Source organism: Pseudorhodoplanes sp., assembly GCF_035565855.1.
Classification (GTDB): domain Bacteria; phylum Pseudomonadota; class Alphaproteobacteria; order Rhizobiales; family Xanthobacteraceae; genus Pseudorhodoplanes.
Genome location: NZ_DATMRX010000374.1, coordinates 1 through 6,397, shown reverse-complemented (window position 1 = coordinate 6,397; position 6,397 = coordinate 1). Strand labels below are relative to the sequence as shown.

Here is a 6,397-nt window from a genome sequence, read left to right as displayed (position 1 = left end):
GTGCAGACCGCGGTTGGCGGCGTGCTGTCGCCACCGCCCGGCGGCTTCCCGCGTCTGGGCACGCCGGTCAAGGAGGGGGAAGTCCTTGCCTATGTCACGCCGCCGATTGCGGCGATCGACGTCTCCGACATGCGCCAGAAGCAGGGGGAGCTCGATCAGCAGATCGCGATCGTACAGCGTCGGCTGGCGCGTCAGGAGTCATTGGTCGGCAGCGGTGCGGTGGCGCGCACGACCGTTGAAGACACGCGGCTGGAGCTGGCCGGCCTGAAGGATCGCCGCGCCGCGCTCGACACGATCCGCAACGATCCGGTGCCGCTGGTCGCGACGGTGAGCGGCATCATCGCGGACGGCACACCGATCACCGGTCAGATCGCTCAGAGCAATGCGGTGCTCTTCCATATCGTCACGCCGGAAAAGCTGTGGGTCGAAGCCTTGAGCTTCGACGCGGTGTCGGGCAACGCGCGCGCGTCCGCCAAGACCGGCAACGGCACGGCGCTCGCGTTGACCTTCCGCGGCTCGGGCCTCGCGGATCGCAGCCAGTCGATCCCGGTGCATTATTCCATCGATGGTCCTGCGAAGGGCCTTCGCGCGGGTCAGTTCGTCACGGTCTTCACCGAAACCGGCGAGCAACGTTCCGGCATCGCGGTGCCGCGCACGGCGGTGGTGCGCGCCGCGAACGGACAGGATTTTGTCTATGAACACACCAGTGCCGAGCGCTTCGAGCCGCGTGCAGTGCGGATCGAGCCGCTCGATGCGGAGCGCGCGCTGATCGCGGCCGGCGTCGAACCCGGAAAGCGCGTCGTCGTGCAGGGCGCCGAACTGCTCGATCACGTGCGGTGAGGGGGGAGCCAAGATGTTCACCTTCCTCGTCAGCCAGTCGGTTCGCAACCGCATGCTGATTCTGGCGCTGAGCGCCGCGCTGATGGTGTTCGGCGGCTACAGCATCACCAGGCTGCCGGTCGACGTCTTGCCCGACCTCAACAAGCAGGTCGTCACCATCATGACCGAGGCGGAAGGGCTTGCGCCGCCCGAGGTCGAGCTGTTGGTCACCTTCCCGATTGAAACGCAGATGAATGGCGTGCCCGGCGTTGCGCGCGTGCGCTCGGTGTCCGGCGTCGGATTGTCGTTCGTCTATGTCGAGTTCGACTGGTCCGCGGACGACATCTATCGCAACCGCCAGCTTGTGGCGGAGCGGCTCAATCTGATGCGCGACCAGCTCCCGGCCAATGTCACGCCGATGATGGGCCCGATCGGCTCGATCATGGGCCAGATCCTGATGGTCGCGGTGACCAGCGATCGGGCGACGCCGATGGAACTGCGCGAAGCGGCCGACTTCACCATCAGGCCGCGGCTGATGAGCATTCCCGGCGTCGCGCAGGTCATCCCGATCGGCGGCGAAGTGCGGCAATATCGCGTGTCGCCGCAGCCTCCGGCGCTGCGCGCGCTCGGCATCAATTACGAGCAGATCGAGAAGGCGCTGGCATCGTTTGGGACCAATGCCGGCGGCGGTTTCACCGATCTGAATTCCCGCGAATATCTGATCCGCAATATCGGCCGCACCACCAGCCTCGACGATCTGCGCAACATCGTGGTGGCAAAGATCGATAACCGGCCGGTCTATTTGCACCAGGTCGCCAATGTCGAATTCGCCGCGCGGACCAAGCGCGGCGATTCCGGCTTCATGGGCAAGCCCGCGGTGATCGTCGCCGTCGAAAAGCAGCCGAATGTCGACACCATCTCGCTGACGCGCAAGGTCGAGGACGCGCTGACCGAGCTGAACAAGACCCTGCCGAACAATATCAAGGCGGATCAGCTCGTGTTCCGGCAGGCGAATTTCATCGAGACATCGATCAGGAATGTGCAGACCGTCCTGCTCGAGGCCTTCGTCGTCGTCGCCATCGTGCTCTATCTGTTTCTGCTGAACTGGCGCACCACGGCGATTTCGCTGACGGCGATTCCGGCGTCGATCCTGATCACCGCGGTCGTGTTCCATTTCGCCGGTCTGTCGATCAACACCATGACGCTCGGCGGGATCGCAATCGCGATCGGCGAGCTCGTGGACGACGCGGTGGTCGGCGTCGAGAATATCTTCCGGCGGCTGCGCGAGAACCGCGCACTCGGCAATCCGCGCTCGGCATTCGACATCGTGGTCAGCGCCTCGCAGGAGGTGCGCTCGGGCATTGTCTACGCGACGATGATCATCGTTCTGGTCTTTGTGCCGCTGTTCGCGCTCGGCGGCATCGAGGGCCGGTTGTTCGCGCCGCTCGGCATCGCCTACATCGTCGCGATCCTCGCAAGTCTCGTGGTGTCCATCACGCTGACCCCGGTCATGGCCTATTACATGCTGCCGGGCGCGAAGAGCCTCGACGAGCGCGAAGGCTTTCTGGTCCGCGTGCTCAAGCGCTGGTACGCGGCGGCACTGGCGCGCGCCTATGACAATGCGAGGCTGGTGCTCGGCGTGACGATCATCCTCGTGATCGGCGCGGCTGCCGCGGCCTTCACATTGCCGCGATCGTTCCTGCCGCCTTTCAACGAAGGAACGTTCAATATTCTCGTCCAGTTCAATCCGGGCGTGTCGCTCGCCGAATCCAATCGCGTCGGCACGATTGCCGAGAAGCTCATCCTGCAGGTGCCGGAGGTGAAGACCGTCGGCCGCCGCACCGGCCGCGCCGAACTCGACGAGCATGCCGAAGGCGTTCACGTCAACGAAATGGAAGTCGACCTGAAGCCGTCGGCACGTCCGAAGGCGGAGATCGTCGCCGATATCCGGTCCCGGCTCTCGGTGCTGCCCCTGTCGATCAATGTCGGCCAGCCGATCGCGCACCGGCTGGATCACATGCTGACCGGCATCCGCTCCGAAATCGCGCTGAAGATCTTCGGCAACGACCTCGACACCATGCGCAGCAAGGCGGAGGAGTTGCGGGCAAAGCTTGCTGCAATTCCCGGACTGGCCGATGTGCAGGTCGAGAAGCAGGTGCTGATCCCGCAGCTCGAAATCCGCGTCGATTACCGGCGCGCCGCCTTGTACGGCGTGCAGCCTGCCGCGGTCGTCGAACAGCTCAGCCGTCTGTCGAACGGGCGTGTGGTCTCACGCGTCATCGATGGCTACCGCCGGTTCGACGTTGTGATGCGCCTGCCGGAGAGCATGCGCACGACGCAAGGGCTCGGCGATCTTCTGATCGAAACGCCGGCCGGATGGATTCCGGCGCGACAGGTCGCCGAGATCAAGGAAACGGTCGGGCCGAACCAGATCCTGCGCGAGAACGGGCAGCGCCGGCTCGTCGTGCTCGCCAATTCGGACGGCAAGGCAGATATGGCGAAACTGGTCGAGCAGATCCGCGGCGTGATTGCGAGCAGCACGATGCCGGAGGAGACATTCGTCAGCCTCGAAGGCACCTTCCAGGCGCAGGAGCAGGCTGCGCGCACCATCGGCCTGTTGTCGATCGTGTCGCTGCTTCTGATCTTCGCGATCCTCTACAGCCGGTACAGATCGGCCGTCCTGTCGCTGATTATCATCGGCAGCGTGCCGCTGGCGCTGGTCGGATCGGTCGCGGCCCTGTGGCTGGTCGGTCAGCCGCTGTCGGTGGCGAGCATGGTCGGCTTCATCACGCTGACCGGCATTGCCTCGCGCAACGGTATTCTGAAGATCAGCCACATCATCAATCTCCATCTGCACGACGGCATGCCATGGGACCGTGCGCTGATCACGCGCGGCTGTCTCGAACGTATGACGCCGGTGCTGATGACGGCGCTGTCCGCCGGCGTGGCTTTGGTCCCGCTGCTGATCGATCCGGCAAGTCCGGGCAAGGAGATCCTGCATCCCGTCGCGGTGACCATCTTCGGCGGGCTGATCAGCGCGACCCTGCTCGATGCGTTCGTGACGCCCCTCCTGGTCCTCGCCTTCGGCCGCAGGTCCATCGAGTCGCTGAAGCTTTCGACAACAACCTTGTCCCGCATGCCCGCCGGCACGCACCCGGCATCACCGTCCTATTAGGCCCAAGGAGAGACACATGAAGCTGAAGACGCTCGCACTGATCGCAGCCCTGTCGGCCGCCACTCCCGCACTCGCACACGATGCCAAGAGCCTGCATGGCGGGCGCATCGTTTTTGCCGGGCATATCCACGTTGAAATGGTCGCGACAGGAGACACGGTGCAGGTCTATCTGGTCGACCACCACAACAAGCAAATGGCGCCTGACGGCTACAAGGGACTGGCGATCCTCTCGGTGGACGGCAAGAGCCAGCGAATCGCATTGCAGGCGGACGGCGACAGGCTCGTTGGACGGGCGACGGGCGATTTGCCGGCCGCGCCGAAGGGCGTCGTGCAGATCACGCAGCCCGACGGCAAGACAGTGTCGGCGAAGTTCTGAGCGCTCCCAGGCGAGGCGGCGACGTGCGGCGGCCTCAAAGCTGCATCTGCTGGCGGGCGTCGGCGATGGTGATGGCCGGCAGCCGGATGACGCCCTGCTTGGTGGTGATGACGATCTGGCTTGCTGCGGTCAAGGTCTCAATGAACCGGTTGTAGCGCTGGACGAGGTTGCCCCATTTCTTCTTCCGCTCGGTCATGCCCATGTCGTTCTGCGTAAAATAGATGGCGGGCTTGCCGTCCTGATCTTCGGTGGTGAGATCGCCATCCATGCGCCAGCGCCTCACTCCGGTGTCGATCTGGACGCGGACCGCGCCCTTGGTCTGCGGTCCCTCCGGATAAGCGAACCAGATGCTGATGGTGCGGCCCGCGCGAACGAGGAACATCACCTTCCCGTTGCTGACGAACGTCAGATTGGCGGCGTCGGCGGCGTCCTTCTCGAAGCGCCAATGGCCCTGCAGCGGGACCGTGGACTGGTCCTGTGCGGAGGCCGCGGCCGGTATGAGGAACAACGAGACGGCGAGGAGGATCGAGGAGGCGAACCGCAGCATTCCTGGACGCTCTTTGAAACGACGAAGGTCACGCTGGCCTATCTCCGTCTCCCTCCCCCTGCAAGGGGGAGGGACGGGGAGGGGGTCTCGTTGGCGCGGACCCCCACCGCCCGCCTTAGGCGGTCGGCCTCCCCCTTTCAGGGGGAGGCAAGAGGGAACGGTTACAGCACAATGCTTGGATTGCGGATGCACTGATCGCAGTCGATCAGGTTGAGCTGGCGCGCCGCAATCATCCACTTGCCGTCCTGTTTGACATAGCGGTGACCGCACCAGGCATAGAGGCAGCGCGTCTCGAAGCCGCGGAATTCCGCGATCATCACATTGGAGCGCACCATGCGGACGTCCGCGCGGCCGGTGTCGAACACCTCGACATTGGTGACGAGCCGTACCGTCCGCGACTTCGGCTTCTGCGACCACGCATAGCCGGTGCGCAGACGGTAGACCCGGTCTTCCAGACGGCGTCGGTCGTCGAAGGTGATGGCGATTTCCTTGCGCGGATCGCCGCCGTTCGGCGTCGAGGGCAGCCAATAGACGCATTCCGGTGTGAACAGCGTCAGCCAGTCTTCCAGCCGGTCCTGATCGAGCAGCCGCGCCTCGTGCTCCAGCAGGGAGCGGAACAGGTCGCGCTCCGCGAGGTCCTGGATCACGAGGTCATCGCGCTGCCAGTTGGAGAAATCGGCGATGATCTCCTCGTACAGCGCGTCGGTGATGTAGAACGAGGTCTTGTGCGGATCGTGCTTGAGCGGCGCGTTCATGTTACGGCTCCCGCTTGATCTGGACATTCGGCTCGGTCTGCATCAGCCGTTTCCAGTACTGGATATATTCGCGCATGAACATTTCGTCGGTGGCCGGCGCTTTCAGCACGCCCTCGCCGAGATCGACGGTGCGGCCCGGAATGTCCATGCCGCGATGCATGTAGACCCATTCGTCCTCGAAGGCGGCGAGCCCGCGCTGGATCTCCTCGAAGTTTGCTAGGTCATCCACTTCGCCGAAATTCGGGAAGCCTTCCTGCGTGCGCATGCGTAGCGCGTTGATCAGCGGCAGCGCGTCGCCCCATACGCCCTCGTCATCGACGACCGCAGTGCCGTACCAGATCGCGTTGGTTTCGTTGACGCTGAGCGGCTCGAACACCTGCAGATGGTTTCCGAGGATCGACAGGTTCGGGAAGATGTTGATGTTGACCGGCTCGGAGGAGGCGAGGTCGAGCGCTTCCGGCGCGCGGTCGCCGAGCATGCGGCGCAGCTCCGCCTCGTAATGCTCCATGCCGGGATGCGGGCTTTCCACCGCCCACATCGCGCCCGGCTTGATCTCCATGTTCGGCCGCTTGTCCTTGTAGTGATGGCCGTGGCCGAAATACTTCATGTACATCGGCGCTTCGTCCGGGCGGCCCTTGTAATAGGACATGCCCTTGTCGCCTTCCGCGACCAGCCGGTTCTCCATGTCGAGCAGCGAGCGATGCGAGAACACGACGTGGTAGCCG

General features: G+C 64.2%; 6 protein-coding genes. 3 read left to right on the top strand and 3 right to left on the bottom strand.

Features of this window, described 5'->3' with window-relative positions; translation table 11 throughout:
• The 3 genes from VN004_RS21860 to VN004_RS21850 form a co-directional block, all read left to right on the top strand.
• Positions 1–840, top strand: an 840-nt coding sequence (locus VN004_RS21860) for an efflux RND transporter periplasmic adaptor subunit (RefSeq protein ID WP_414710385.1), incomplete at its 5' end; no start/stop codon positions are given.
• Between the two features lie 13 nt (positions 841–853).
• Positions 854–3,994: an efflux RND transporter permease subunit gene (locus tag VN004_RS21855; RefSeq protein ID WP_325614292.1), complete on the top strand. Its 3,141-nt coding sequence runs from the start codon at positions 854–856 to the stop codon at positions 3,992–3,994.
• Positions 3,995–4,010: 16 nt separating this feature from the next.
• Positions 4,011–4,370, top strand: coding sequence for a hypothetical protein (locus VN004_RS21850; RefSeq protein ID WP_325614290.1), 360 nt, complete (start codon positions 4,011–4,013; stop codon positions 4,368–4,370).
• Positions 4,371–4,404: 34 nt separating this feature from the next.
• Here VN004_RS21850 and VN004_RS21845 read toward each other — a convergent pair whose 3' ends face one another.
• The 3 genes from VN004_RS21845 to VN004_RS21835 all read right to left on the bottom strand — a co-directional run.
• Entirely contained in the window at positions 4,405–4,917 is a 513-nt protein-coding gene (locus VN004_RS21845; protein WP_325614288.1) for a hypothetical protein, read from the bottom strand.
• Between the two features lie 161 nt (positions 4,918–5,078).
• A complete protein-coding gene (locus VN004_RS21840) occupies positions 5,079–5,672 on the bottom strand; it encodes an aromatic-ring-hydroxylating dioxygenase subunit beta (RefSeq protein WP_325614285.1) in 594 nt (197 codons plus the stop codon).
• A gap of 1 nt (position 5,673) precedes the next feature.
• The coding region (locus VN004_RS21835) for an SRPBCC family protein (protein WP_325614283.1) at positions 5,674–6,397 on the bottom strand (724 nt) is incomplete at its 5' end.